Source organism: Pseudomonas libanensis, assembly GCF_001439685.1.
In the GTDB taxonomy this organism is placed as follows: Bacteria; Pseudomonadota; Gammaproteobacteria; order Pseudomonadales; family Pseudomonadaceae; genus Aquipseudomonas; species Aquipseudomonas libanensis.
The window spans coordinates 1-22,300 of the sequence record NZ_JYLH01000026.1; the positions used below are offsets into that span (position 1 = coordinate 1).

Sequence of the window (22,300 nt, forward strand, 5' to 3'; positions counted from 1 at the left end):
ATCCCTGTCGAATTCCGGCCAGCGTGGTTTAACGGGGCGCCTGAGATCAAGATCAAGAGCGGCTCGCTTCGCATCGTGGTTACCGTTGAGCGCTACAGAGTTGTGTAGATACCTATGCCCCGATGAGGGAATGTCGGTGAATACACCTGGGGCTGACCCACCGCCATCGGGGGCAAGCCCCCTCCCACATTTGATCTACAGAGGCCGGTGCATATGGGTGGTCTGCCATACCGGGTCAGCTTCCACATCCACCACCTCGAATCCTTGCCGGATCCAGAAATCAATCGCCCCGGTTAGAAACGGGTGGGTATGCAGGTAAACCACTTCCACCCCGTCCGCCCGCGCCAGTGCCTCCAGCGAACGGTATAGCTCAGCCGCCAGACCGCAGCGACGAAATGCCGGATGTACGTAAAGGCGCACCACTTCCACCGTCTTGCAGCCCTGGTAGTTCAACTGTGCAAAGCGCCCGTCGTACGGTAGGTAACCCACCGCCGCAACGATCCGGTCTTCGGCACGAGCAATCAGAAACTGCCCGTCGCCCTGCAGGTAAATAGCTTCGAACTGCGCCAGGTCATCCGGCATCCCGGTTGCGCTGAGCTTTGGGAACAGCTCATCACGCGCCTGCAAAACGAAGCGCCGCACTTCGGGAATGTCAGCGGCCGTCACGGCCTGGATGCTAGCGCCCATAGCCAAGGATTCGGCTCGTGATCCACTGGCGACTGTACGCCAACACGTTGCCTGCCATCGCCACCGGAAAATGAATGAACCCATGGGCCGCCTCCGGCAGCAGATGCGCTTCTGCCCCACTCCACCGCTCGGCGATCAGCAGCGTGTCGTCTTTGAGCGGGTCCAACTCGCCCACGAACATCAGCGCTGGCGGCAACCCCGCGAAATCCCCGTACAACGGCGACAACGGCGGCTGTCGGCGCGCCTCGTCGGTGATGCCCGGCGTCAGCAGGCGCAGCGCCTCAACCATGCCCGGACCATCCAGCAACAGGGTATCCGGCCCCGCCGTGCGCACGCTCGGCGTGCCGGTCAGGTCGTAGACGCCGTAATACAACACCGCGCCGCTTACCCGTTCGAGCAACTCGGGCCATTGCTTGAGCGCCAACAACGTGGCCGCCGCCAAGTGCCCACCGGCCGACTCGCCGACGATAAACACCGGCAGCTCGGCAAACTCCGGGCAATCCCCCAGAAGCCAGCCTGCAGCGGTTAGACAGTCTTCCAGCAGCCCTTCTATCGGCGTGTCCACCGCCAGCCGATAATCCACCGACACCACCGCCACGTCGCAAGCGTTGACCATGCCGAGGTTAAGGTCGTCATCCATCTGCGCATTGCCGATCACCCAGCCGCCGCCGTGGATATCCAGCACCACGCCTTTGGGCTTGCCGCTGGGCCGCAGGATGCGCACCGGCACCGAGCCCACCTTTTTGCGCTCTGCCACGGGCGCTTGCTTCAACGTTTGACTGACGCGCAACAGCGCCTGGATCAAACGCGGTGTGACAGGGTTGCGGATTTTAAAGCGCGGCATCCACGCGAGTTTCTGATTGAAGCGGCGCATCTGGGCCAGTTCGGGCTCGCTGGCGGGCCAATGTTGGTAAGCCATCAGCGATTGTTGCGCAAGATCGAGAAGTTCAACGCCGCGGCTACGCACAACCAGGCGAGATAAGGGAACAGGATCAAACCGGTGATCAGGTCCAGGCGCACGGCCAGCACCACCATCGCCGCCACGGTGAGCCACAGCAGCACGATAATCACCATCCCGGCCAGCAGTCGGTGGGCGCCGAAGAACACCGGTGTCCACAAGGTGTTCAGGGCAATCTGCGCCGCCCACAGCGCCAGCACCATTTGGCTGTCGGGGATCAGGCTCAAGCGGTAACCGGCCCAGGCCAGCAGCAGATAGATGATTGTCCATGCCACCGGGAACAGCCAATTGGGCGGAGTAAAGCTGGGCTTGACCAGGGATTCGTACCAGGCGCCGGGCTTGAAGATCACACCGGTACTGGCGGCGGCGGCGCAGGCCAGGAGGAAGATAAAGAAGGTCATGATCAGTCCTTGAGGTCGGGTGGGTGAAAGCAACGCTATGCTTGAATGACTCAAGCCACCACCGATAAATTCAATGAATAGGTCAAAAACGCCGTCTCTTCTGCGCGTCATGAAAATTGGGTATGGTCTGCAAAATACCGGCTACGCCTACCCTACCAGCAGAGCACCCGACCTTGGCCAACTCATCTACCGATCACCCTGACAGCCCCTGGTCGGTGTTCCTGATCTTCCTGCGCCTGGGCCTGACCTCCTTCGGCGGGCCGATTGCGCACCTGGGCTATTTCCGCGAAGCGTTCGTCACTCGGCGGCAGTGGTTGAGCGAGCGCAGCTACGCCGAACTGGTCGCCTTGTGCCAGTTCCTCCCCGGCCCGGCCAGCAGCCAGGTCGGCATTGCCCTGGGCTTGTCCCGCGCAGGCTACGGCGGCGCCGCAGCGGCCTGGGCCGGGTTTACCTTGCCGTCGGCCATCGCCTTAATTCTCTTTGCCGTCGGCCTCTCGCATTACGGCACCGCCATCCCCGGTGGCGCCTTGCATGGCCTCAAAGTCGTCGCCGTGGCCGTCGTCGCCCAGGCCGTATGGGGCATGGCGCGCAACCTATGCCGAGGGGCCGTGAAGCTCACGCTGATGCTGATCGCCGCATGCATCGTACTGCTGGCGCCGTCCGCCTGGAGCCAGGTCGGGGTGATCGCAGCCGCAGGCGTGGCCGGCCTGCTGCTGTTCAAGCCCCAAACCCATACCGAGCCCGACAGCCTGCCCATCGCCATCAGCCGCCGCGCCGGGGCCATGTGGCTGGTGCTGTTCGTGGTGCTATTGGTGGGCTTGCCAATCCTGGCCGACGGGCTGCCCAACCCCGTCCTCGCCCTGGTGGACGCCTTCTACCGCACCGGCGCCCTGGTGTTCGGCGGCGGTCACGTGGTGCTGCCGCTGCTGCAAGCCGAAGTGGTGCCGCCGCAGTGGGTGAGCAATGACGTGTTCCTCGCCGGCTATGGCGCCACCCAAGCCGTGCCCGGCCCGCTGTTCACCTTCGCCGCCTTCCTCGGCGCCTCGATGACCCACGCCCCCAGCGGTTGGCTCGGCGGCATGGTCGCCCTGCTGGCGATCTTCGCTCCGTCGTTCCTGCTGATCTGCGGTGCCTTGCCCTTCTGGGCCAGCCTGCGCACAAGCCCGCGCACCCAGGCGGCACTGGCCGGGGTGAATGCGGCGGTGGTTGGGCTGTTGCTGGCGGCGCTGTACCGGCCGGTGTGGACCAGCGCGATTTTCAGCGGGTATGACTTTGCCCTGGCCGTGCTCGCATTGGTCGCGCTGATGGTCTGGAAACTGCCGCCCTGGCTGGTGGTGATAGGTTGCGGTGTGGTGGGCGGCTTAATCGGCTAAGCCTGGCTCGACGATCCTGAGCCAGGGCCAGCGCGCCTGATAACTTCTGGCCTTGTGCAAAAACAGTTGCGGTTCGGGATGCAGTGGGTTGATGCGCAGCACGCCCTCCTCCACATCCTCCAGCCCATAAGGCGCATACACCGCGCCGGTGGTGATATCCAACGCGATGCAAGTGCCCGCCACCAAGTAACGATCGACCCCCTGCCTGGCCGAGTGCAATTGCGGATAGGGCCGGCCGAATCGCTCAGGGTACCAAAGGTGCACCCGCGCCTGATTCCTGAGCTCCACATTCACCCCCAGGTCCTGGAACAGCCCCTGCGCCGCACGAATCACCGCGTCCTCCGCCTCGTAGGACAGATCCGTGTCGAAGTAAAAAACATCGTAGTCCTTCACGCCCTGATCAGCCGGCAGATTCGCCTGATGATTCCACACCGCCTGGAACAGGCAACCCGCCGTGAGCATGCACTGCTGCACGCCAAGGTCCGGCAGGCGCGCTGTGATTTGGGCATTGATCGGGTTAGCCATGGCCAATTCGAGCAAGGTGTCGACAGTCAATGTCATGTTCAGTCCTCCATAGTCTGGCGCAACCATACCACCCCAACATGTCACTCCTGTAGGAGCGAGCCTGCTCGCGAAAAACGCAAACGGTACGCCAGGCTCCTGGACCGCGAAGCGCCCTGCTCGGGCTGATGATTCCCCCTTCACTCAATAGCTCGGCCACTCGCCGCGCCGTCCTAAGCCACGTACAAAGACTCGGCAAGCTGGCTGTTGATGAAGTGGGACGCGTGATTACCGTGCGGTGGCCGGCAACTCCTGGCACCACTTGATAGAACGCAGCGCTTCTTCGGCAGGCACAAGCGCGTAGCGCGAGTAAAACATTGTTCCGCTGAAACGACGGCCGTCGACTTCACCCAAGGTCTGCCCATCCGTGTAGTCAGAGATGCTGAGTTGGTCTGCGATGTAATACACCTTGCCATTCTCGACGTTGATATCGAAACGCTTGTTCACCATACCGCTGATGATCGGTGGCGAGGTGGAGGCAACGCTGTGTTTGCCGGCGGGAATGCCGGCCTTGAAAAAACTACCGGAAGGCAAGCTGCCGACAGTGCGGCCATCGACCTGAATGGTCGGGGCCACCCCGTTACCGATGCTGGCCGCCGTGCGATAGAAGTACACCGTGGCCTCATCCGCACGGGGCTCTGCCGGTGACGTGAAGAACGGTTGGCCTTTGAGGTCTGGACCGCTGATGCAGCCGGTCAGTGAGGCCAGGGCTGCGAACAGGCCGACCCAGAGTAGCGTACAGCGCTTCATGGCATGAAATTCCTTGAACGTGGATCAATGGGCGTCGGGTTCGATGACTGTCACCGATACCGGATTCAGATCGTGCACAGCCCTTTACCGAAGTCAGCGGCATCAGAACTCGGCCAAGGCGCAAAACCGCTCTTCGGCGTCAGATTCACGATGTTGCGGTCCTTGAGCATCGGGTACTTGCGCTTGAGCGCCTGCACCGTGTCCTCGGCGTTGTCCACGTTGGACAGGCAAAAGCGCAGTGCATCGACGCGCAGATCGCCGATATAGAGGGTTTCCCCGGCCTTCACCGAGAAAACCGCAGGCACAGGGCGCGGCATCGATTTTCCCGCGTAATACACGTAATGCCACTGCGTGTACTCATACTCACCCGGCGGCACTTCATACATGAAGTAATGGCCCAGCACAGAGGGTGACGGCTGATCATCTTCATTGCCCAGCGTCGTCAGCCGTATTGCGGTGCCGGGTGCGCCCTGTTGGTCGATTTCAACCACCAGCCCATGGGGCTGCATCATCGGAAAACTCTCACCAATCGAACCCACGATGATCGCCTTACTCGGGTCCGGTGCGTGCTTGCCGTCGTAGCGTGACGTAGCGCACCCGGACAGAAGGGTTGCGCAGAGCGCGACCGCGCCCCAGACGAGATGTTTACTGCTGACTTTCCCTAGCATTGGTCTTCTTTCCGATCAGTAATCTTGCAGTTTGTAGAGCCCAGCCGTGCGAACCGAAAGTTCGCACGCCTGGTGCTTCGTTGTTGGCTCGGCCGGGCCTATTGTCCAGCTACCCGCACGTTGATAACAACCCACTCTTGGCCCACCCCTCGCCGCAGGGCACCGCCTGAAGGCAAAATCCGATTCCCTCACCGCGGCTTGCTCCATTGCCTACGCGTGCGTCAGAATCCGCCGGCTTGTGCGCTGGGGTGGCCGTCTCTAAGGTGGTTCGGTCGCTGAATTGTTCAGTGATCGGGTTTAGTAGCCTGAGCTTGGGTATCTATTAGTGCATGAGTTTCATCAGTCAGACAGCGCGTCTGTGCTTGATGGTGGCTGTGCGTAGGGCGTCTTCGGGCGCGCCGGCTTTAGATATCCACCGGTCTACTAACCTGCGTACAGCTGCCACCCACTGTTTAGTAGCGGAAAGGGGTGGCATCACTCAGGATGTCTACTCATGTCAAAAGCAGATTCAAATGCCCTCTTCAACGTTGCCCCCAACGCCAGCAACGAAAGCCTCATCACCAACAGCTACGAAACCTTCACCAGCGTCAGCACCCTGCTGCTCGACCTGTCCGAAGACCTCAACGGCAAACATCGCGACGTCGCCCTGGCCATACACCAACTGAGCGAACTGGGCGTACTCCTCACCGCCAGACTTCTTGACCGCGAAGTGCCCTGCCCTGGCTGATGATCAGTTCTTCAACTTATTAGACCGATGACTCGCCGCGTCGTCGTAAGCCACATGCAACGACTCGGTGATTTAGTGCTTGATGGCCGCTTTCGGCCATTAGCGGACGGTCGCTCTACATCCGCTTCCGCCCTACCAAAATGATCATCAGCGTTTTCCTACGAATATCAGGAAACAGTCTCTTTGTTGCTAAGCCATGAATCGTCTGCTTGCATACACGCCCCGCGGTCAGCATTTAGGTCAAGGAGACAATAATGAAAACCATGGTAGTCGGGGCAAGCAAGGGGTTGGGCAGAGCCCTGATTGACGGATTGGGCGAGCATGGGGACACCTTGATTGGTGTCTCTCGCACCCGTCCCAAAAACCTTACACATAACGCCGGTATCGTTGTGCGTTGGGTGGAAGCAGACCTTGGTGAACCCGCACAGGCTGCTCAGATAATCGAGCAGGCCGTAGTGGATGGCGGGCTTGATACGCTGATCTACAATTTAGGAATATGGGAAGAGTTTGCCTTTGATCCCGCATACAACTTCCTGGCTGACAACGACGACCAAGTGGAGGCTATCGTCAGCTGTAATATCACTTCGACGATAGTGCTGATAAAGCGGCTGCTTCCAGTTCTGCTCAGAAGTGCTAACCCAAGGATCATATTGACCGGCTCGACTTCTGGCTTGCCGCAAAGTGGACGACCAGAAGTCACCTTTGGAGCCTCCAAGTTCGCGTTGCGTGGTATTGCCGATGCACTACGCGAAGGGTACAGGCAGCAACGCCTGGGAGTGACCTGTTTAAACTTGGGCTATCTGAATACCGAAGATCCAATGAGCACCCCGAGGGTGATTGCCGAGCAACGCGGTGAAGGCAACTCAATTCCCGTGCATGACGTCGTACAGGTAGTCCGCATGGCCTTGAGCCTGTCTTCAGCAAGCTTCGTCAAGGAGCTCACTTTGCCCGCGATATTCGATGAGCGCTTCTGATGACGGGCCAATCCCTAAGCCAGAAGATGACAAAAAACTACGCTCGGCTTACGTCTATATTGATGCTTACACTGTCACACCAATGTTGCAAAACCCTGTTGGCAGAACGGTGTTTGGCTAAGTTCGGGCCTCATCAACGACCTCGACAGGTCGAAAACAGTAGCTAGTGAGCAGCAGCCTTCGGCCAGGCGCGGACCGTCGGTTTGAGCCATTCTCAAGGCATGGCAACCAGAGTTTACGGTGAAGGTCAGATTGCATTAGCGCAGGCTCCAGCCTGCCTTTCACAAAACCTCAATCTAAGTTAGCGTGCACTTTTACATGATTGGAAACGCTTAATGAAGACAGAGCAATCAGGGTCAGACCACGATATTGTTGTTGCTGAGCGTCAGCTTTTGGCCGATTCCTGCCGTTCGCGAAGGACAGCAATCGCAAACCTGATACCCAGAGCTAAACCACCGCTATCCGGTACACAACGGGGGAAAAACGTGGTCAGATCACCTTTGTTTTAAATGTGGTCTGACCCCTTTTTTCCTTCTCCAACGTTCCAAGCGACCATTCCAGACATCCTGCCTGATGAAGACGACTACACGCGTGCGCTGTCGTTATCGCGCCTGGCCTACGATCTTGAAAGTGTTGCGAGCCCAATGCTCGCTGCCGCACTGCTGACCGTGATCAGCTTCCACAACCTTTTCGCCGGCACGGTCATCGGCTTCCTCGCTTCTGCCGCCCTAGTTGCCACGGTGTTGTTGCCAAAGGCGAAGCAAGTACCACGACGCAGCATCTATGAACGAACTACCCGTGGCCTGCGCATATTCCTAGCGACGCCCCGCCTGCGAGGGTTGCTGGCTCTCAACCTGACGGTAGCGGCCGCCAGTGCCATGGTCATCGTCAACACCGTGGTACTGGTTCAGTCGCGCTTCGCTCTGCCCCAAAGCTCAACGGCATTGGCTCTGGCTGCGTTTGGTGGTGGTTCCATGATCTCGGCCCTGGTCTTGCCTCGCCTGCTGAAAAATATCAAAGACCGAACGGCCATGTTGTTTGGTGGAGGAATACTGGTCGCAGGCTTGGCCGTCGGTATCAACCTGACCACCTACAACTTCCTGCTGCCGCTGTGGATGGTGCTCGGGGTGGGCTATTCGCTGGCCCAGACTCCGAGCGGTCGCCTGTTGCGTCGCTCGGCACATGCAGAAGATCGCCCGGCGTTGTTTGCCGCCCAATTTGCGCTGTCCCACGCTTGCTGGTTGATTACTTATCCACTGGCGGGATGGCTGGGAGCCAACATCAGCCTCACGGCGTCGTTTGTTGGCCTCGCCGTGGTGGCAGGCAGTGCACTACTGGTCAGCATCGTGATCTGGCGCCCAGTTCATGACCAGGAGTCGATCAAACACACCCATGAGAATCTGCCTGGCGATCACGCGCACGTCGACGGCCAGGACGGTGTGGATCACGAACATCCATACGTGATCGATGATCAGCATCGCCGATGGCCCAACAGATGATCGTGAGCTCCTAAGATTTGCTAAAGCTGGTGACCGGTATTCAGACCAGCAACCGTAGCGCTTGCAAAGCGGCGAGGTGGCCCGGATAGAACCAATATCCCCATTGCCGCACCGGCCAGACCTTGAAGGTGAAGGTCTGACGCAGTAGCCAGAGTCCGATCAGCGGCGCAGCGAACGCGGTGCTCAAAGCCAGCAATGAATAGACTTCCAAGTCCAGCGCTAGTGATCGATAACCATGGTCAACATCGCTAGCCATTTGATCAGGTCCAGGCTACTGCTTCGGCTCTTGAGTGGGGAAAGCGGGATAGTAGGCATCGTCATGCCCACCCAAGTGTGACGGAGGTCAACAGAACGGCCCAGAAGCCAGTTCAGTTCGGAGCCAAGCACGTTGCCAAAAGTGGCGACTGCCAAGAGCGTAGAAACGACGTACCGGTCGGAGAGCAGCATCCCGACCCGCACGGCTTCAGAGTGCATCGGCAATAACATGGCGGCACCGAATGCCGCCACGAACAGCCCAATGTAGCTTGTGAGTTCAAACACGAAAAACTTGCCTCAGGCGTTCAGGCCGATCCAGCCATGGAAGCCCACGTACAGACCAACACCAATGATCAGCACGCTGGACAGGTACGGAGCACGACGAGCCACGGTGCCCAGCCAAGGCCAAAGGTTGGAGGCCTGCTTAGCACCAATTGCCGCCGCAGCACCTACAGTGACCAAGGTGAGCGCCAATCCTATGCTGAAACACAGGACAAGCATGCCTCCCAGCGCGACTTCTTTAACCTGAAGACATAGCAACAGAACGGTAATGGCTGCCGGACAAGGAATCAGACCGCCAGTCAGGCCGAACATAACGATCTGGCCCGTGGTGACCTCGCGATTGGTGAAGCGCTTGCGGATATCGTTGGCATGCGCACGTTCATGCGCATCCTGGTAGCCATCAATCGACAACTCTAAGCCTTCCAATTCGGAATGAGCATGCCCGTGATCGTGTTCCTGATACTGGAGATCGTAATCATGGGAGTGACCTGCATGCCCAAGACTCAAGCGAGCACTGAACTCATGTGGTTCCGGAATATCGACCGTCGATTCCAGGAAGCCTTCGCGCTCAACGAAAGAGAACGATTGGGTGCTACCGTCCTGACGCGTCGTCATCAGGCGAACATCTGAGGCTGCCCAGGCGTGTCCGGTCAGTGTCTTCAGGCGCCAGTGCGGTGGCATGCCTTCTTCGAAAATCGACAGTTCGACACGGCCATGACCAGTATCGATTCGATGGGTCTCATCATGATGACCATGGTCGTGCTCGCCGTGGTGGTGATCATCACCTTGCTCGAACTTGAACATCTGCTCACCGCGCCAGGTACGCCAGAGCATCCATAGCGCAATCATGATGATCAGTGCAGCAGATGCGAGCTGGAAATACGGCTCGGTGGTTTGGGCGTCCAAGCCTTTGCCCAAGTACATGCCACCGATGGCGACCAACCAGACCACTGCGGTGTGCGACAGCGTCGCGGCCAGTCCCAACAAAACAGCCTGTTTGACCGAGCCACGGATGGCCACGATGAACGCCGCCATCATGGTTTTTGAATGTCCGGGCTCAAGGCCATGCAAAGCACCAAGCAAGATAGCGCTCGGGAAATACAGCCAGGCGTGAGCCCCGCCTTGTTGCAGCAGTTCAGCGAAATTGGGCATGTCAGACCTAGAGGTACTTGGTGATTTGCTTGAAGGCTTCCAGCGGTGCGCGCTCGCCATTGCCTAGCGCCGAAACGGTATCTTCCAGGCAATGATCAATGTGATCCTGGATGAGCGTACGTTTGGCTTGGCACACTGCTTTTTCAACCGCATGCAGCTGCTGGGCGATGTCCACGCACTCACGACCCTCTTCGATCATGGTGATGATGCCGCGTAAATGCCCGTCCGCCCGTTTGAGACGTTTGATGATCGCCTCATGACTTTGGTGGGTGTGGGGATGGCTGTGTTCTTGCTCACTCATGACTTGAGCCTCAGGCCTCAATGAATTACGCTGGCATCCTATCCCCCCTAGGGGGATGCGGTCAAACGCGTAAAAGCCCTATAAACCGAGTTGAAACCCTAACGCCATGTTCAGCAGAACACTGACAACTACGGTGGTAATCGCGCTTGCTCTCGCCATGTTGGTGGCTTGGGCCGGGCATACCTATTCGTTATCAGTGGCGTCAAAACAGCCAGCCTGGGAGATCACGCAAGACGCCCATCACTCCCACGGCGAAGAGGCTTCATCCAGCTACTCGAGTCTTTCAGATCACTACCATTCGCCATTGACCCCTGATCACCAGCACGAAACACCGCAACTTACAGCCGCGTTGATGCTGGCGACATCCCCGATGTTATCCATCCGGGTCGATGCACTTCGAGACTCTATTCCCCTGCCGCCGATATTCTTGATCGAGCGTCCACCCCGTCCTTCGTTCGCATCTTGACCTTGGTCGCACTGCGGCCTTCGATCTCTGCAACGTAGGATTGATATATGCATTCGTACTCGATGAGCGGCATCGGCGCGTTTACTGCGCCTTTGCACCGCCCCGTATTGCTGTTGTTTTTACTTGTCGCTGCACTTTTCCTGGGGATGCCCGAGGCGATGGCTCACGCTGTTGCAGAAGGCGACAAGGGCTTCATTCAGGAAAGCTCCGGCGTTATGTTGCTGCCCTTCATTTACATGGGCGCCAAGCACATGATGACCGGATACGACCACCTGCTGTTTTTGTTCGGGGTGATCTTCTTCCTCTATCGCCTGAAAGACGTGGGGCTGTATGTCACGCTGTTCGCTGTAGGCCATTCGGTCACGCTGCTGCTTGGCGTACTTACAGAGGTCAGCGTCAGCTCGTACATCATCGACGCCATCATCGGCTTCTCGGTGGTGTACAAGGCGCTCGACAACCTGGGCGCATTCCAGCGCTGGTTCGGTTTCCAACCCAACACCAAAGTGGCCACGCTGATCTTCGGCTTGCTCCACGGTTTTGGTCTGGCGACGAAGATCCAGGAGTACGAGATCTCACCTGATGGCCTGATTCCGAATCTGGTCGCCTTCAACGTGGGTGTTGAGATCGGCCAGTTGCTCGCCCTCAGCACGATTCTCATTCTGATGGGGTATTGGCGGCGCACCGGCAGTTTCTGGCGCCACGCCTATACCGCCAACGTCGCCATGATGAGTGCCGGTTTCCTGCTGATGGGTTACCAGTTCACCGGCCTGTTTCTCTCCGCGTAAGGAATTCTGACCATGTTCAATACTCCACTTCCCACTGTTAATGAACTGCCAAGCACTCGCAAACTGGTGCGCTCCACTGTTATTGCCCTACTGACTGCGGTCGGCTTGCTGGTGACCGTGGTTATGCCTTCGGAATATGCCGTTGATCCTACCGGTGTGGGCCGTGCGCTGGGACTGACCCAGATGGGCGAACTTAAAATCATCCTTGCCCAGGAAGCTTTAGCGGACGCCGCACCACCTCAACCAGTTGCTCCAGCTCCTCAGGTTGCGCAAGTCCAGCCTATTGTGGAACCTGTTGCTCAGCTGGCGCCCACACTCACTTCAGCTTTGAAAACGAATCAACTGAGCGTCACGCTCAAGCCAGGTGAAGGGACGGAAATAAAGCTCGAAGTCTTGAAGGGCAAGTCTGTCAGCTATGAATGGACTGCGGTTGGCGGGCCTGTGAACTTCGATACCCATGGCGAACCCTACAACGGTGAGAAGGGTTATTTCCATAGCTACAACAAGGGCAAGCAGGTCAAAAATGACAAAGGTGAATTCACCGCCATTTTTGACGGCACCCACGGCTGGTTTTGGCGTAACCGCAGCAATAACGACGTGACCATCGCACTAAAAACGACCGGCGATTACTTGGCCGTCAAACGGTAATCCGAAGCAGCGAGGGCTGTCCTACTGCCGAAAGTTCGGCAATCAGCATGGCCGCAGATAATTTATCTCATCCATTTTTTGAAGAGCCTTCCCATGAAAACCCCAACCACGCTGATTCGCTCGATGCTCCTGATCTGCTTCCTGGCCTGATGACGGCCTGCGGCGTTGGTGAGAAAGGCGCAACTTCCGAGAGCGCTGAGCACGGACATTCACACGAGTAACCTCCAAAAAAACGAGGCCGAATTTGCGGCCTCGTTTTTTATGCACGCCGAGAAATACCGGCTTCAAATCTTGCGAACAAATGACTGCTTTGGGTCGCTAGCAGACGAAATCGACCGCCTGCTATTGGCCGATACCTGCCTGTCACGAGAGACCTCCCTCGACCAAGAGAAGGCATCCAACTAACATAATAAACCGGCTTAAATCACCGGTATCCGGTACACAACCGAATCATATTTCTCCGCCATCCGCCTCTCAATGACGACTCCCCCCAACGCTTCGGCAATACGTCGACTCGCACGGTTCTGCGTCGCAACAGGATAGATGAAGTGCTTTGCCGCCACCCGCTGGCTAGCCCACTGAACAACCGCCCGCACCGCTTCACCACCAAAGCCCAACCCGTGTTTATCTTCACGGATCCAGATGCCCAACTCCGGTGCTTCACTGCCGGTACGGTGCAGCCCGACCAAGCCGGTAAAACGGGCATTCGCCAGCTCCCTGATCGTGAACACGATATCGCTACCATCCGCTATCGCAGGCAGCCACTGCCTCCAGACTTGCGCGTACTCCTCTGGAGAGGCAGGCGGTTCCCAGGACATGTAGCGAGTCAGAGACGCAGTGATACAAGGGAAGGAGTCAGCAGCGTCCTGCTCGCAGAAGGGCTCAATGCTAAGGCGTTGCGAGAGAATGCGGATTGGGTGGGGGTCTACTGGCATTGCAATTTCCTTCCTGGGGTCCGTTACTCCATTTATCCCGTGAAAATACCATGCGGGTCGCTTGGACCGAAAAGGGGACAGATTTATTTTCCCTAGACATAAATCCGCCCCCTTTTCCGTCATGAGCCGGGCAACACAGTAAATACTGCGTTGCCCGGCGGTACTTACCCCTGTTCCCAATGAATGTACGGGATAGTGCAGCCGTCGTCTGCACGACATGGCTCATTGAAAGGATTTTTGCCTACGGCTAGCGCATTGGTGCCGAAGCCTAAAGCCAGCAAAGCAGAAAAAAGAACGATATGTAGTTTCATGAGGTTCTCCTTGAGCGACATTGCTCGCCTTGAGCATAGTACGTGCTACGCGGCAGGTCGCCCGTCCACACAGCGCTTAAATCTGGTTCAGATTTTTCCTACACATCGTCGGGTTGATCGCGGAGCTGGGCGAAAGCGGCGTCGATTTTCTTTTCAGCCATGGCGAATAGGGAACAGATTTCCTAGAAATAAATCCGTCCCCTTTCCCGGTTGAAAAAGTCGTACTCGCTTAGGCAAGGTGACCTCCTGCATCAATGAATAGCTTGCGGAGTTTTTTTCGAGCTGCCTCTGAAAGACGCTGTGAATAGCGTTGAAACTCTTCTTCGGCTGTGTCGGGCTTGCCGTTCATGGCCAATACAAACGCGTATGCTAGAGGATGTTGTATGTAGTTGTAGAAACCCAGGCCACCAGTCGACAAATGCTGCTTAACCCGCTCGAAAGCACCAGGCAGGTCGTCTATCGAACGAGCCTCGTTCCAAAACGATTCAGCTTTTGGAATGGCGGCCCGGAGGATATTGGGTGCGCTGGTTGCTATGACATCAGGTCCGTAGCTGTATGAGATATCAAACGCTCGATCTCGCACATCGAAAGTCAGATCAGGTCGTGCTGATTTTGACGTCCTATGCCATTTGATTTCATTGCCGGAAAGATGGGGAACGAAGTCCAGTGACAGAGCCCATGACGGCGCTAGTGCCCCGCCTTTCCACTGCTCAAGTCGAAAGAGTTGGCGAATGGGAGCATTGACGCTACGAAGCCAGGATAACGGGCCCTGAACTTCGAACCCTAACGGCTGTAAAAGTGACTCTACGGTTGGCGAAACAATTTCGTGGATTTTATCTGTTCGCACTATTTCGAACGTTTTTTGCTGCATCGCCGGCCCCTTGCTCGAAAGTAATCCCACTTCGGCAACTTCGGTCGTTGGTTCGACCTCAGATAATGGATGGAGTCTTATTCATCCACATTCGGGAATCAAGGCACACGAAACTTCTCTCGGCGAACTGCCTTTTAAATCAGGCTGATGATGAACTGAATCGTCCCTTCTTCTGTAGACGCCGCCAGGCGTCAAGGAAGAGCTGCCCACCCTGCGTACCTGTCCGCTTTTGGCCGTTTTCTGCCTGTCATGACCAACTGAAAATGACTCGAAGCATTCAGCCAATCCGGGAGCATGATTTGGATGGCATGTACCAGTGAACTGCGGAGTCGACATGAACGTGTTTTTGCTTTCCAGGCATGAAGGGCGTGTCGAGCGTGCCCAGTGCTATCGAAACCCAGTCGGCAAATTCGCCTTGAGATCGTGACCAGAACAATGTCGAGCCACAGTGCGCGCAGAATTCGCGTAACACCGTCTCTGAAGATGTATAGGTTTTGATGCTGTTGGCGCCGAAAAGTATCCGTAGTGCCTTACGGGGAACGCTGCCGTACGAAGCGAATGCTGCCCCGTGACTTTTGCGGCACTGGCGGCAATGACAATGGCTTACTGCTTTCGGCGTGGTGGATAGCTCGTAACTGACGGCTGCGCATAAGCAGCTTCCTTGGTACACCTCTGACATACGCTTTCCAATTATGCGAAAAACGTCAGCGTAACCGACCCACTTTAATCAGTCGACCAGCCACTTCCGGCCGATTTCTGCCGTTCGTAAAGGGCAGCAATCGGCAAACCCTATACCCAGAGTTAAACCATCGGTATCTGGTACACAACCGAATCATATTTTTCCGCTACCCGCCTCCCAGGACATGTAGCGCGTCAGAGACGGTGTGAGACAAGGGACTCAGCAGCGTCCTGCTCGCAGAAGGGTTCAATGCTAAGGCGTTGCGAGAGAATGCGGATTGGGTGGGTGTCTACTGGCATTGCAATTTCCTTCCTGGGACCGTTACTCCATATATGCCGTGAACATACCATGCGGGTCGCTTCATCAGCATCAGGCTCTCTATACTGAGCCCCCAGGATGGTAGTTGGAGCACACCATATGCCCGTCGCACCCAATCAAAATTCCCCCATCATTTTGGTCCCCGCTCAACAAAGCGACTTGGATAATCTGGTAGCCATTCGAATTGAGGCCATGCGCGAGAGTCTGGAGCGTGTTGGGCGATTTGATCCGGTCCGTGCGCGGGAGCGGTTTCTTAGCGGCTTTGAAGCTCGCAACACACGCTACATCAAGGCATCTGGAGAGAGGGTGGGTTTCGTAGTGGTCAAACATCACCACAATGAACTCTTGCTCGATCATTTGTATGTAAGGCCGAGCGCGCAGGGATCAGGGGTAGGGTCTGCTGTTCTCGCTCAGATTTTCAAAGAGGCGGATGCGGCTGCGCTTCCTATTAAAGTGGGTGCTCTCAAAGAAAGCGCTTCGAATCGCTTTTATACCCGCCATGGCTTTCAGTTCATCGAAAGCAGTGAATTCGACAATTATTATGTTCGTCAGCATATTCCGGCGATTGGCCCAGCTTGCTAGCTGGATATGATGCACCTCAACGTACGCAAAGCTCTGCCTTTTCAACAGGCTCGTTTTCAGCTTGGCCAGCCGGGTTCAAGCGCTGCAACGCGACCAGGCACTGGTCACCGTCCAACAGAATCAGTTCATAGTCCTGACCCGCCTTTGGGGTGAACGGAAGATTTGCTGGCAGGGTCAGCGGCAGTAGTAAGGACTCTCGCTGCGCAGTTCCTCACCACTATGGTGATAGCCGGTAGCGGCAACCAGGACCACTGCGCAAGCTATTGAAATTGAAGGGTTGCAGGCTGGACATGTGTTAGTTCCTGCAGGTTGCGAAATCCTTATTCATCCGACGTGTCAAAAACGGCAACCCTTGGCTTAAAGAATTCTGGTCACCTGCCGTTATAGAGGTTGAGTCTTGCTGTCTTTTCTATACAAGACGACGCGCAAGGACAAGAGTCATAGTGATTATCAAATTAAAGGGATATTTATGAGATTCGCTAAACTGTTCGGGGCAGCAACTCTATTCGCTTCTATGATTGCATCTGCCCAGGCAGGCATAATCGTCACCGTGAAGGTGAAGAACTCTACGACCGGTCCAGCCGCCTACACTTTCGAGTACTTTTCAGGGAGTGTAGCCCCCACCCCAAGTACGATTCTGCCGTCTGCAACGACAACATTTGCCCTGACCAGTGTGGCGGATACGGTTTCAGGAATGCGATTCGTCTATACGTCAGGCAATAAGAAATGTCGTTTTGCAGCAAGCCACCAAGTCAATCCAACAACTAAAACCCCTAGCTGGACTAAAATGGGCACTAGTACTGGTTCCGATAAGGCTACTTGCAACGCCAATATCACAGCAATTCAATCGGCGCCTCCCTATAACTACACTGTCGAATTTGAAATCAAATAATCCGACATTTGTATAGGCACCCTAGCTGGAGATAGCGCTCGATCTATCTCCAGCGCATGGAGTATCACCATGGATATTTCGATTAAATCGTATCAAGCAAGCACACAGGCAAAGGTTTCTACACAAGAGAAGCCTCCTTCGTCCAACCCTGTAAATTTACCTTCAGGGGATGCCCCCCTCAAGACGACGGAGACCGTCACAATCTCCGATTCTGCACGGGCACTGTACGCATTAAGTAGCGCTGATGATAAACAAGCCTCTATGTCCAATAGGGATTTAAAAGGACAATATGCAAAAGGTCAGAGCGATATGTACAGTTTCGGGCAGCGGATTGCTGGCGGGAATCTTAATAATGAGGACCTACTTCCCAAAACAGACGACCCTGCCCGTTTGGTGTTAGGTCAGCAGTCACTGGATTACGCAATTGGGCTTTCTAAAGCCCCCCCGGAAAAACTTCCAAACCCATTTGAGGGTATGGCCCGAAACGGGCTAAGCAATATTGTTTATGATGATTCAGGAACCTATACGGATGCAGAACGATATGCCGCCTATGGGGAACTTAGTAAGCAGGATGAAACCTATTTTTCCAAGTTGTACGCCAATATAACGAACGGCGGTGACAACAGTGAAATCTTCAAAGGCATCATGGACTATTTCGATGATCTTCCAGCGGTCGAGAAAGCGGCATACCCTGATGGTTTTAGGGACAGTATAAAAAGTCTTTACCAAGAGCAGTTAGAACAATCGGGGCCGCTCGCCCTTCTCAGGCAGTCGACTGAAAACGACTCTGATAAATTGTCATCGAGCGTCTTCAACAAGGCACAATCACCGGAGCAGATGTTGCAGGCCATCTTAGAAAAAGCGATTGCTCTTTCGACGGTCTGACCAGTCCAAAGCAACCAATGTGTCACTGCACGGATCAATGACGAAGCGTTTTTACACACTCTGGGTCGAAAGCCGTCTTTCGTGAATGTCGGCTAATGGCCGATTGCTGCCATTTCAGACGCAGCAATCAAGCCAACATCCGCTAACGCCCCACGGCGCCCAGCTGGATTAATCGTCTACATTCCCCATAGCGGTCGTATTAAAACCGCCGTCCACGTACAAGATTTCACCGCTGATACCAGATGCCAGGTCGGAGCAAAGGAAGGCACCAGCATTGCCGACCTCTTCGATAGTCACATTCCGTCGCAATGGAGTTTGCGCTTCGTTGGCTGCCAGCATCTTGCGGAAGTTCTTTATACCGGTGGCTGCAAGGGTACGAATGGGGCCTGCCGACACTGCGTTGACCCGAGTACCGTCCGGACCAAGACTACCCGCCAGATAGCGCACACCTGCCTCCAGGCTAGCCTTGGCCATACCCATGACGTTGTAGTTCGGCATAGTTCGCTCTGCGCCCAAGTAGGACAAAGTCAGAAGACTACCGTTACGGCCCTGCATCATTGAGCGACCGGCTTTCGCCAAGGCTACGAAACTGTATGCGCTGATGTCGTGGGCGATGCGGAAGCCGTCACGTGTGGTGACCTCTGTGAAGTCTCCATCCAGTTGGTCACCTGGCGCGAAGCCTACAGAATGGACAATGCAATCCAGTGCATCCCATTGGAGTCCCAGCTTTTCAAACACCCCTGCGATGTCCTCATCGCTGGCGACATCGCAGGGGAAGCACAGCTCAGGGCTTGAACCCCATTCAGTCGCGAACTCTTCCACTCGACTTCTGAGTTTTTCATTCTGGTAGGTGAAGGCAAGCTCGGCGCCCTCGCGATGCATGGCTGACGCGATACCGGAGGCTATTGACAGTTTACTGGCTACACCGACGATCAGAACGCGTTTGCCTGTGAGAAACCCCATGTGTAGCTCCTTGATGTCTAACTTTCCAATAATGTGTCGTGCGCATTTAATAGGCTCTAAACAACGCCATTTTTTGCGTTTGAAATCCCACCGTGACTTAACCACCGAGACTCGAGGAGCAGTGGGCGGGTTGCCGTGCTCTGTGCTTGGCATCCCAAATCAGGGAGCCTCGGAGCGCAGAGCGGTGGGCGCTGCAACGCTGATGTGACGCGGGAAACGCTCACAGAGTTACACGCGACGGCAGTTCAACGGGTGAAAGTTCGTCATGAAGACGGGTTGCGAATACTTCGACGAAGTGAATCGGCCCTGATTTCCTGGAGGCATCCGACTGGCTCCTTTTGGCCGAAAGCCCCATCATGACAGGCAGAGCTCGACCAAAAGAGCGCTAGCCCTCGAAGAAGATTCTAAAGGCTCCAACCACTTACTCGTTTCCATACGCACATTGCGCAGGCACGGTTTCCAAGTATGACGCGTACAGCGGCTCCGAAAAATAGCCGATCATAATCGAGCAACAGCGGGCGCCGAACCACAGGGGTGGCCTTGGGTAAGTACGCAGTTTACTGGGACCAATCCGGCTTGTTCGTGGTGAGTCTCTCTTGGGCCGAAAGCCGTCGTTAAAAACGCTTGAGTTCAGCACCAAACAGGCTGCATGCCAAGTCTGGTGTAGCCCCATACACGAGGCGTTTGGCCTTCGATCGAAAACGCAAGGTTGTGTTTTCTCAGTGTGGACAGCAACCAATCGAGCGAAACCGCTCTGAGTTCGATCCACTCGATTTCCGCTACCGGATGGACGTGGTAATGCCAATCGCCATCCCAGTCTGTGCAATAGCCGCTCGGCGCTAAAACACTGTGCAGTCTGAATTCTGGTTGCATTTGCGGTGAGCGAAGCATTGCCTCGATCAGCTCGGCCCATTTGGTCTTATTCATCACTGACAAAATTGTGCCGGCAGCCAACAGCTTGTGAAGCTTCACTTTAGCAGCATCGTCGGGCTCGGGAAGTTGCTGCTTAAAATCCGTGCTCCTCATTGACTTGGCGGTTCCTTCTGCAGTTTGTCGAACGTCTCCAGCGCTGCGCGGAACTCCTCCAGGGAAAAGCTTCCCGGCTGGTTTTCCGCGTTCCAGCGAGTAGAAATACCCACTTCCAGCTTGCCGGAAGCGCTCCAGCCGAAACGCCGCCAATGCACGGTGTCGCCGTCGATAACCTGTTCGACCATCAGCACGGTGCAGTCGAAGTCCATATCATCGCTGCACACCAGCAGTGGTACAAGGGTGGAGCTGCCGTCCTCGCCGGGAATGAAGCGACGCCTGGCGAGGGCATCTTCTTCCTCATCCATTAACCACATTAAGGAAAGCCCAAGCAGGGCGACACTGGCGTCATTCAGGTGGGAGGCCAACCATTGCTCGATGGCCACATCGTCAATGGTCAACCACGCGCAACTGCTGCGGGAGAAGGCCGCTTGATGGTAAGCGGCGTGGATGCGGTGATGCATGAACGAATCCGTCTGTTAATAGAGCAAGCCTGGCGAGCTATTGTGCCTATTTTTAATGCGCTCATGGGTAGCAATAGTTTGACCGAAAAGAGGACAGATTTATTTTCCTAGAAATAAATTCGTCCCCTTTTCCCAAGAGTCGGAAAGTATCAGGCCAAAAGAGATCATTGGCTTGGTAGATCAGTTCCTGGTCGCCCCTCTCAACCGTACCAGCCCCACAAGGGCTTCGCTTAGGCTGGTTGCCCCCTTGTTGCTTTGGGTCAGAACCACATCCACCTTGGTTCCGTCACGCTTGACCAACGTCAGCTTTTTATTCATCAGACCGCTGATGGTAACGTCGGCGATATCGGCAAGTGCTACGCGGTGCGATTCCTTGAATTGCAGGCGCACATACACGAACTCGAGATCAACCAATACGCCCTTGTCGCCAGAGCCGAACACCGTCTCGTCGAAGAAGAACACCACTTCGTCCTTGGCAATATTCAGCGCATTCTTGGATTCAAAAGCTAGGATCTTCTTCGTCGGCAAGTCCGGCGCCACGTAGAATTTGTGATCTGCGTTGGACGTGAAACCTTGTGCGGCGGTCGCCACGGTCGAAGCGCAGCCGGTGTGTGTCGCTGCGACTGAAAGCGCGGGCGTAACGGTTGACAGCGCGCTTGCCTGAGCCTCGCGTGCCACGATTTTCTCGATCACTCGCTCACAGTGTTCATCGAAACGTTCATAATTGATGAATTGCGCATAGCGCTCGATGGCCGGGCGACTGGCACTGAAACTTTCCACCGTGCTGAGGTCGCACTGGCGCAGTTGCTCCTGGATCAACGCTTGCTTTTCCTTGAGCAGGCCGCCCATGCCGAAGTACTCCACAACCCCATCGAGTCGCCCTTGATCACCGCCAAACTTCCGTAGCAGGATCGGATAGATCCGCTCGTTGTAGGGATAAACACTGATCGCCTTGACCGCGGACAACAGCACGGCATCTTCGGGGATCAGGCCTTTTTCAATATTCTCGGTAATCGCCTGGGACTTTCTGATCTCGTCCTTTGAATAGCTGTGCAACTTACCGGGCGAATCGGCATTGATGGCGTCGAGGGTCGCAAGGTAAGCCGCATTAACGATATTGCTGGCACCGTCTGCGAAAGCCTTGACCGTTGCCGGTCTCTTGAAAATTTCGTCTTTCTTGAACGAGTCGCCGAGTGCGCTGACCCCTTTGGCCATCAGGTTGAATACCCCATGACCAATATTGGACATCAGGTTTTTTGCGTCGGCATCGTATACCGCCTTCTCTGAACCATAACCTACCCATTGGCGACGACCACGGCGACGATTGGTGCGATGCGCATCCACCTCGGCTGAACGCTCGACAATGGCTTCGTATTGCTCGGCCAATACGCCGAAGTCTTCATCCCATGAATCGTAGCGCTGCATGAACGCGTCGTAGAAGCGCTCTTCGTCGATATCGTAAATCCCGTGGGCCACGGTGAGTTTGATACCTTGCCCTATTGCCTGGACGCGGATCTTGTCTGCCAGATCGTCGCCGTCTTCATAAAGGCCATCCAGGTTAGTAAACAAATCGTAAAAGCCGGCATTGATTTTCTGCGACCACGTCGAGGCAATCGTCGAAAATGCTTGCCTGACCTGATTTGTATCAAGCTTGCTCTGCGGTGTTTCGAGGGTGTGGCTGTAGAGTTCAATCTTCTGAATGCTGGCATCCATTGCGTGTCACCGTTCCAATATCGCAGGTAGAAGCAGGGGAGTAAGGCAGCTTTATCAAAGTGAAGCGCGGCCTTCGATAAAAGTAGCACAGGGCCACTACCTAGTACCTGCATTACTTTCCGTTTTCGACAGCAGCAAAGTGGCTAACAGGCACGATGAAAGGTACTCGCATGC

25 protein-coding genes and 3 pseudogenes are annotated in these 22,300 nt (G+C 55.8%); 10 read left to right on the forward strand and 18 right to left on the reverse strand.

Features of this window, described 5'->3' with window-relative positions:
- Positions 1 to 195 precede the first annotated feature (195 nt).
- Genes TU73_RS26840 through tspO form a run of 3 tightly spaced genes read right to left on the reverse strand, consistent with a single transcriptional unit; the run spans position 196 to position 2,046 of the window.
- On the reverse strand, positions 196 to 687 hold the full coding sequence (locus TU73_RS26840) for a GNAT family N-acetyltransferase (protein WP_057014690.1): 492 nt from the start codon (positions 685 to 687) through the stop codon (positions 196 to 198).
- The gene (locus TU73_RS26845) at positions 677 to 1,606 is read right to left on the reverse strand and encodes an alpha/beta hydrolase fold domain-containing protein (RefSeq protein ID WP_057014691.1); all 930 of its coding nucleotides are present in this window, start codon (positions 1,604 to 1,606) and stop codon (positions 677 to 679) included. Before TU73_RS26845 ends, TU73_RS26840 begins: the two co-directional genes overlap by 11 nt.
- Positions 1,606 to 2,046, reverse strand: a complete 441-nt coding sequence (tspO, locus tag TU73_RS26850) for a tryptophan-rich sensory protein TspO (RefSeq protein WP_057014692.1) — start codon at positions 2,044 to 2,046, stop codon at positions 1,606 to 1,608. The genes TU73_RS26845 and tspO overlap by 1 nt, the downstream gene beginning before the upstream one ends.
- A gap of 173 nt (positions 2,047 to 2,219) precedes the next feature.
- On the opposite strand from tspO, the gene chrA reads away from it, so the two are divergent.
- On the forward strand, positions 2,220 to 3,419 hold the full coding sequence (gene chrA / locus TU73_RS26855) for a chromate efflux transporter (RefSeq protein WP_057014727.1): 1,200 nt from the start codon (positions 2,220 to 2,222) through the stop codon (positions 3,417 to 3,419).
- Here chrA and TU73_RS26860 read toward each other — a convergent pair.
- From TU73_RS26860 to TU73_RS26870, 3 genes are all read right to left on the reverse strand, one after another.
- Entirely contained in the window at positions 3,408 to 3,980 is a 573-nt protein-coding gene (locus TU73_RS26860; protein WP_057014693.1) for a nucleotidyltransferase family protein, read from the reverse strand. The genes chrA and TU73_RS26860 overlap by 12 nt on opposite strands.
- Positions 3,981 to 4,208: 228 nt before the next feature.
- A complete protein-coding gene (locus tag TU73_RS26865) occupies positions 4,209 to 4,730 on the reverse strand; it encodes a DUF2846 domain-containing protein (RefSeq protein ID WP_057014694.1) in 522 nt (173 codons plus the stop codon).
- 65 nt (positions 4,731 to 4,795) lie between these two features.
- A complete protein-coding gene (locus TU73_RS26870; protein ID WP_057014695.1) occupies positions 4,796 to 5,398 on the reverse strand; it encodes a hypothetical protein in 603 nt (200 codons plus the stop codon).
- 493 nt (positions 5,399 to 5,891) lie between these two features.
- Between TU73_RS26870 and TU73_RS26875 the strand changes: the two genes are divergently transcribed.
- The 3 genes and pseudogenes from TU73_RS26875 to TU73_RS26885 form a co-directional block, all read left to right on the forward strand.
- Positions 5,892 to 6,125 carry a DUF6124 family protein gene (locus tag TU73_RS26875; protein ID WP_057014696.1) on the forward strand — a complete coding sequence of 78 codons (234 nt, stop codon included), beginning with the start codon at positions 5,892 to 5,894 and terminating at the stop codon, positions 6,123 to 6,125.
- 254 nt (positions 6,126 to 6,379) lie between these two features.
- Entirely contained in the window at positions 6,380 to 7,099 is a 720-nt protein-coding gene (locus TU73_RS26880) for an SDR family NAD(P)-dependent oxidoreductase (protein ID WP_057014697.1), read from the forward strand.
- A gap of 533 nt (positions 7,100 to 7,632) precedes the next feature.
- Positions 7,633 to 8,598: pseudogene (locus tag TU73_RS26885) on the forward strand (MFS transporter); the annotation flags it as partial.
- 40 nt (positions 8,599 to 8,638) lie between these two features.
- On the opposite strand, the pseudogene TU73_RS28800 reads toward TU73_RS26885, so the two are convergent.
- The 4 genes and pseudogenes from TU73_RS28800 to TU73_RS26900 form a co-directional block, all read right to left on the reverse strand.
- A pseudogene (locus tag TU73_RS28800) lies at positions 8,639 to 8,818 on the reverse strand (TraX family protein); the annotation flags it as partial.
- 113 nt (positions 8,819 to 8,931) lie between these two features.
- A pseudogene (locus tag TU73_RS29455) lies at positions 8,932 to 9,138 on the reverse strand (YqaA family protein); the annotation flags it as partial.
- Between the two features lie 12 nt (positions 9,139 to 9,150).
- Entirely contained in the window at positions 9,151 to 10,287 is a 1,137-nt protein-coding gene (locus TU73_RS26895) for a nickel/cobalt efflux protein RcnA (RefSeq protein ID WP_057014698.1), read from the reverse strand.
- Between the two features lie 7 nt (positions 10,288 to 10,294).
- Positions 10,295 to 10,588 (reverse strand): metal-sensing transcriptional repressor, encoded by a 294-nt coding sequence (locus TU73_RS26900; protein WP_057014699.1) that lies wholly within the window; start codon positions 10,586 to 10,588, stop codon positions 10,295 to 10,297.
- A 513-nt stretch (positions 10,589 to 11,101) separates the two neighbouring features.
- Between TU73_RS26900 and TU73_RS26905 the strand changes: the two genes are divergently transcribed.
- From TU73_RS26905 to TU73_RS29075, 3 genes are read left to right on the forward strand one after another with little or no spacing between them, the layout of a single operon-like run.
- Positions 11,102 to 11,839 (forward strand): HupE/UreJ family protein, encoded by a 738-nt coding sequence (locus TU73_RS26905; protein WP_057014700.1) that lies wholly within the window; start codon positions 11,102 to 11,104, stop codon positions 11,837 to 11,839.
- Between the two features lie 12 nt (positions 11,840 to 11,851).
- Positions 11,852 to 12,487, forward strand: coding sequence for a hypothetical protein (locus TU73_RS26910; protein ID WP_057014701.1), 636 nt, complete (start codon positions 11,852 to 11,854; stop codon positions 12,485 to 12,487).
- Between the two features lie 47 nt (positions 12,488 to 12,534).
- A complete protein-coding gene (locus tag TU73_RS29075; RefSeq protein ID WP_156421261.1) occupies positions 12,535 to 12,708 on the forward strand; it encodes a hypothetical protein in 174 nt (57 codons plus the stop codon).
- 198 nt (positions 12,709 to 12,906) lie between these two features.
- Here the strand turns inward: TU73_RS29075 and TU73_RS26915 are convergent, their stop codons facing one another.
- The 4 genes from TU73_RS26915 to TU73_RS28810 all read right to left on the reverse strand — a co-directional run bounded on the left by TU73_RS26915 (position 12,907) and on the right by TU73_RS28810 (position 15,283).
- Entirely contained in the window at positions 12,907 to 13,641 is a 735-nt protein-coding gene (locus tag TU73_RS26915; protein WP_342342198.1) for a GNAT family N-acetyltransferase, read from the reverse strand.
- A complete protein-coding gene (locus tag TU73_RS29080) occupies positions 13,587 to 13,733 on the reverse strand; it encodes a hypothetical protein (protein WP_156382957.1) in 147 nt (48 codons plus the stop codon). The genes TU73_RS26915 and TU73_RS29080 overlap by 55 nt, the downstream gene beginning before the upstream one ends.
- A gap of 229 nt (positions 13,734 to 13,962) precedes the next feature.
- Positions 13,963 to 14,604, reverse strand: coding sequence for a hypothetical protein (locus TU73_RS26920; protein WP_057014703.1), 642 nt, complete (start codon positions 14,602 to 14,604; stop codon positions 13,963 to 13,965).
- Between the two features lie 277 nt (positions 14,605 to 14,881).
- Positions 14,882 to 15,283 (reverse strand): GFA family protein, encoded by a 402-nt coding sequence (locus tag TU73_RS28810; RefSeq protein ID WP_082642681.1) that lies wholly within the window; start codon positions 15,281 to 15,283, stop codon positions 14,882 to 14,884.
- Positions 15,284 to 15,700: 417 nt separating this feature from the next.
- Here TU73_RS28810 and TU73_RS26925 point away from each other — a divergent pair, with 417 nt between their 5' ends.
- The 3 genes from TU73_RS26925 (at position 15,701) to TU73_RS26930 (ending at position 17,960) form a co-directional block, all read left to right on the forward strand.
- Positions 15,701 to 16,183 carry a GNAT family N-acetyltransferase gene (locus tag TU73_RS26925; protein WP_057014704.1) on the forward strand — a complete coding sequence of 161 codons (483 nt, stop codon included), beginning with the start codon at positions 15,701 to 15,703 and terminating at the stop codon, positions 16,181 to 16,183.
- Between the two features lie 397 nt (positions 16,184 to 16,580).
- Entirely contained in the window at positions 16,581 to 17,075 is a 495-nt protein-coding gene (locus tag TU73_RS28820; protein ID WP_231984778.1) for a hypothetical protein, read from the forward strand.
- Positions 17,076 to 17,144: 69 nt separating this feature from the next.
- Complete coding sequence (locus tag TU73_RS26930; RefSeq protein ID WP_057014705.1) at positions 17,145 to 17,960, forward strand: hypothetical protein; 816 nt, start codon at positions 17,145 to 17,147, stop codon at positions 17,958 to 17,960.
- Between the two features lie 168 nt (positions 17,961 to 18,128).
- Here the strand turns inward: TU73_RS26930 and fabI are convergent, their stop codons facing one another.
- The 4 genes from fabI to TU73_RS26950 all read right to left on the reverse strand — a co-directional run bounded on the left by fabI (position 18,129) and on the right by TU73_RS26950 (position 22,126).
- Entirely contained in the window at positions 18,129 to 18,923 is a 795-nt protein-coding gene (gene fabI / locus TU73_RS26935; RefSeq protein ID WP_057014706.1) for an enoyl-ACP reductase FabI, read from the reverse strand.
- Between the two features lie 630 nt (positions 18,924 to 19,553).
- Positions 19,554 to 19,949: a DUF6678 family protein gene (locus TU73_RS26940; RefSeq protein ID WP_057014707.1), complete on the reverse strand. Its 396-nt coding sequence runs from the start codon at positions 19,947 to 19,949 to the stop codon at positions 19,554 to 19,556.
- The gene (locus TU73_RS26945) at positions 19,946 to 20,413 is read right to left on the reverse strand and encodes a hypothetical protein (protein WP_057014708.1); all 468 of its coding nucleotides are present in this window, start codon (positions 20,411 to 20,413) and stop codon (positions 19,946 to 19,948) included. Before TU73_RS26945 ends, TU73_RS26940 begins: the two co-directional genes overlap by 4 nt.
- Positions 20,414 to 20,593: 180 nt before the next feature.
- Positions 20,594 to 22,126 carry a hypothetical protein gene (locus tag TU73_RS26950; RefSeq protein ID WP_057014709.1) on the reverse strand — a complete coding sequence of 511 codons (1,533 nt, stop codon included), beginning with the start codon at positions 22,124 to 22,126 and terminating at the stop codon, positions 20,594 to 20,596.
- Positions 22,127 to 22,300: the final 174 nt, after the last annotated feature.

What these genes read in the sequence shown, in the direction of transcription:
- TU73_RS26940 (WP_057014707.1), bottom strand. Translation starts at nt 19,949, where the DNA reads ATGAGGAGCACGGATTTTAAGCAGCAACTTCCCGAGCCCGACGATGCT.
- TU73_RS29075 (WP_156421261.1), top strand. Translation starts at nt 12,535, where the DNA reads ATGGCCGCAGATAATTTATCTCATCCATTTTTTGAAGAGCCTTCCCAT.
- TU73_RS26905 (WP_057014700.1), top strand. Translation starts at nt 11,102, where the DNA reads ATGCATTCGTACTCGATGAGCGGCATCGGCGCGTTTACTGCGCCTTTG.
- tspO (WP_057014692.1), bottom strand. Translation starts at nt 2,046, where the DNA reads ATGACCTTCTTTATCTTCCTCCTGGCCTGCGCCGCCGCCGCCAGTACC.
- TU73_RS26845 (WP_057014691.1), bottom strand. Translation starts at nt 1,606, where the DNA reads ATGGCTTACCAACATTGGCCCGCCAGCGAGCCCGAACTGGCCCAGATG.
- TU73_RS26880 (WP_057014697.1), top strand. Translation starts at nt 6,380, where the DNA reads ATGAAAACCATGGTAGTCGGGGCAAGCAAGGGGTTGGGCAGAGCCCTG.
- TU73_RS26920 (WP_057014703.1), bottom strand. Translation starts at nt 14,604, where the DNA reads ATGCAGCAAAAAACGTTCGAAATAGTGCGAACAGATAAAATCCACGAA.
- fabI (WP_057014706.1), bottom strand. Translation starts at nt 18,923, where the DNA reads ATGGGGTTTCTCACAGGCAAACGCGTTCTGATCGTCGGTGTAGCCAGT.
- TU73_RS26950 (WP_057014709.1), bottom strand. Translation starts at nt 22,126, where the DNA reads ATGGATGCCAGCATTCAGAAGATTGAACTCTACAGCCACACCCTCGAA.
- TU73_RS26945 (WP_057014708.1), bottom strand. Translation starts at nt 20,413, where the DNA reads ATGCATCACCGCATCCACGCCGCTTACCATCAAGCGGCCTTCTCCCGC.
- TU73_RS26875 (WP_057014696.1), top strand. Translation starts at nt 5,892, where the DNA reads ATGTCAAAAGCAGATTCAAATGCCCTCTTCAACGTTGCCCCCAACGCC.
- TU73_RS28810 (WP_082642681.1), bottom strand. Translation starts at nt 15,283, where the DNA reads ATGTCAGAGGTGTACCAAGGAAGCTGCTTATGCGCAGCCGTCAGTTAC.
- TU73_RS26930 (WP_057014705.1), top strand. Translation starts at nt 17,145, where the DNA reads ATGGATATTTCGATTAAATCGTATCAAGCAAGCACACAGGCAAAGGTT.
- TU73_RS26870 (WP_057014695.1), bottom strand. Translation starts at nt 5,398, where the DNA reads ATGCTAGGGAAAGTCAGCAGTAAACATCTCGTCTGGGGCGCGGTCGCG.
- TU73_RS26925 (WP_057014704.1), top strand. Translation starts at nt 15,701, where the DNA reads ATGCCCGTCGCACCCAATCAAAATTCCCCCATCATTTTGGTCCCCGCT.
- TU73_RS26895 (WP_057014698.1), bottom strand. Translation starts at nt 10,287, where the DNA reads ATGCCCAATTTCGCTGAACTGCTGCAACAAGGCGGGGCTCACGCCTGG.
- TU73_RS29080 (WP_156382957.1), bottom strand. Translation starts at nt 13,733, where the DNA reads ATGAAACTACATATCGTTCTTTTTTCTGCTTTGCTGGCTTTAGGCTTC.
- TU73_RS26860 (WP_057014693.1), bottom strand. Translation starts at nt 3,980, where the DNA reads ATGACATTGACTGTCGACACCTTGCTCGAATTGGCCATGGCTAACCCG.
- TU73_RS26910 (WP_057014701.1), top strand. Translation starts at nt 11,852, where the DNA reads ATGTTCAATACTCCACTTCCCACTGTTAATGAACTGCCAAGCACTCGC.
- TU73_RS26865 (WP_057014694.1), bottom strand. Translation starts at nt 4,730, where the DNA reads ATGAAGCGCTGTACGCTACTCTGGGTCGGCCTGTTCGCAGCCCTGGCC.
- TU73_RS26915 (WP_342342198.1), bottom strand. Translation starts at nt 13,641, where the DNA reads ATGTCGTGCAGACGACGGCTGCACTATCCCGTACATTCATTGGGAACA.
- TU73_RS26900 (WP_057014699.1), bottom strand. Translation starts at nt 10,588, where the DNA reads ATGAGTGAGCAAGAACACAGCCATCCCCACACCCACCAAAGTCATGAG.
- TU73_RS26840 (WP_057014690.1), bottom strand. Translation starts at nt 687, where the DNA reads ATGGGCGCTAGCATCCAGGCCGTGACGGCCGCTGACATTCCCGAAGTG.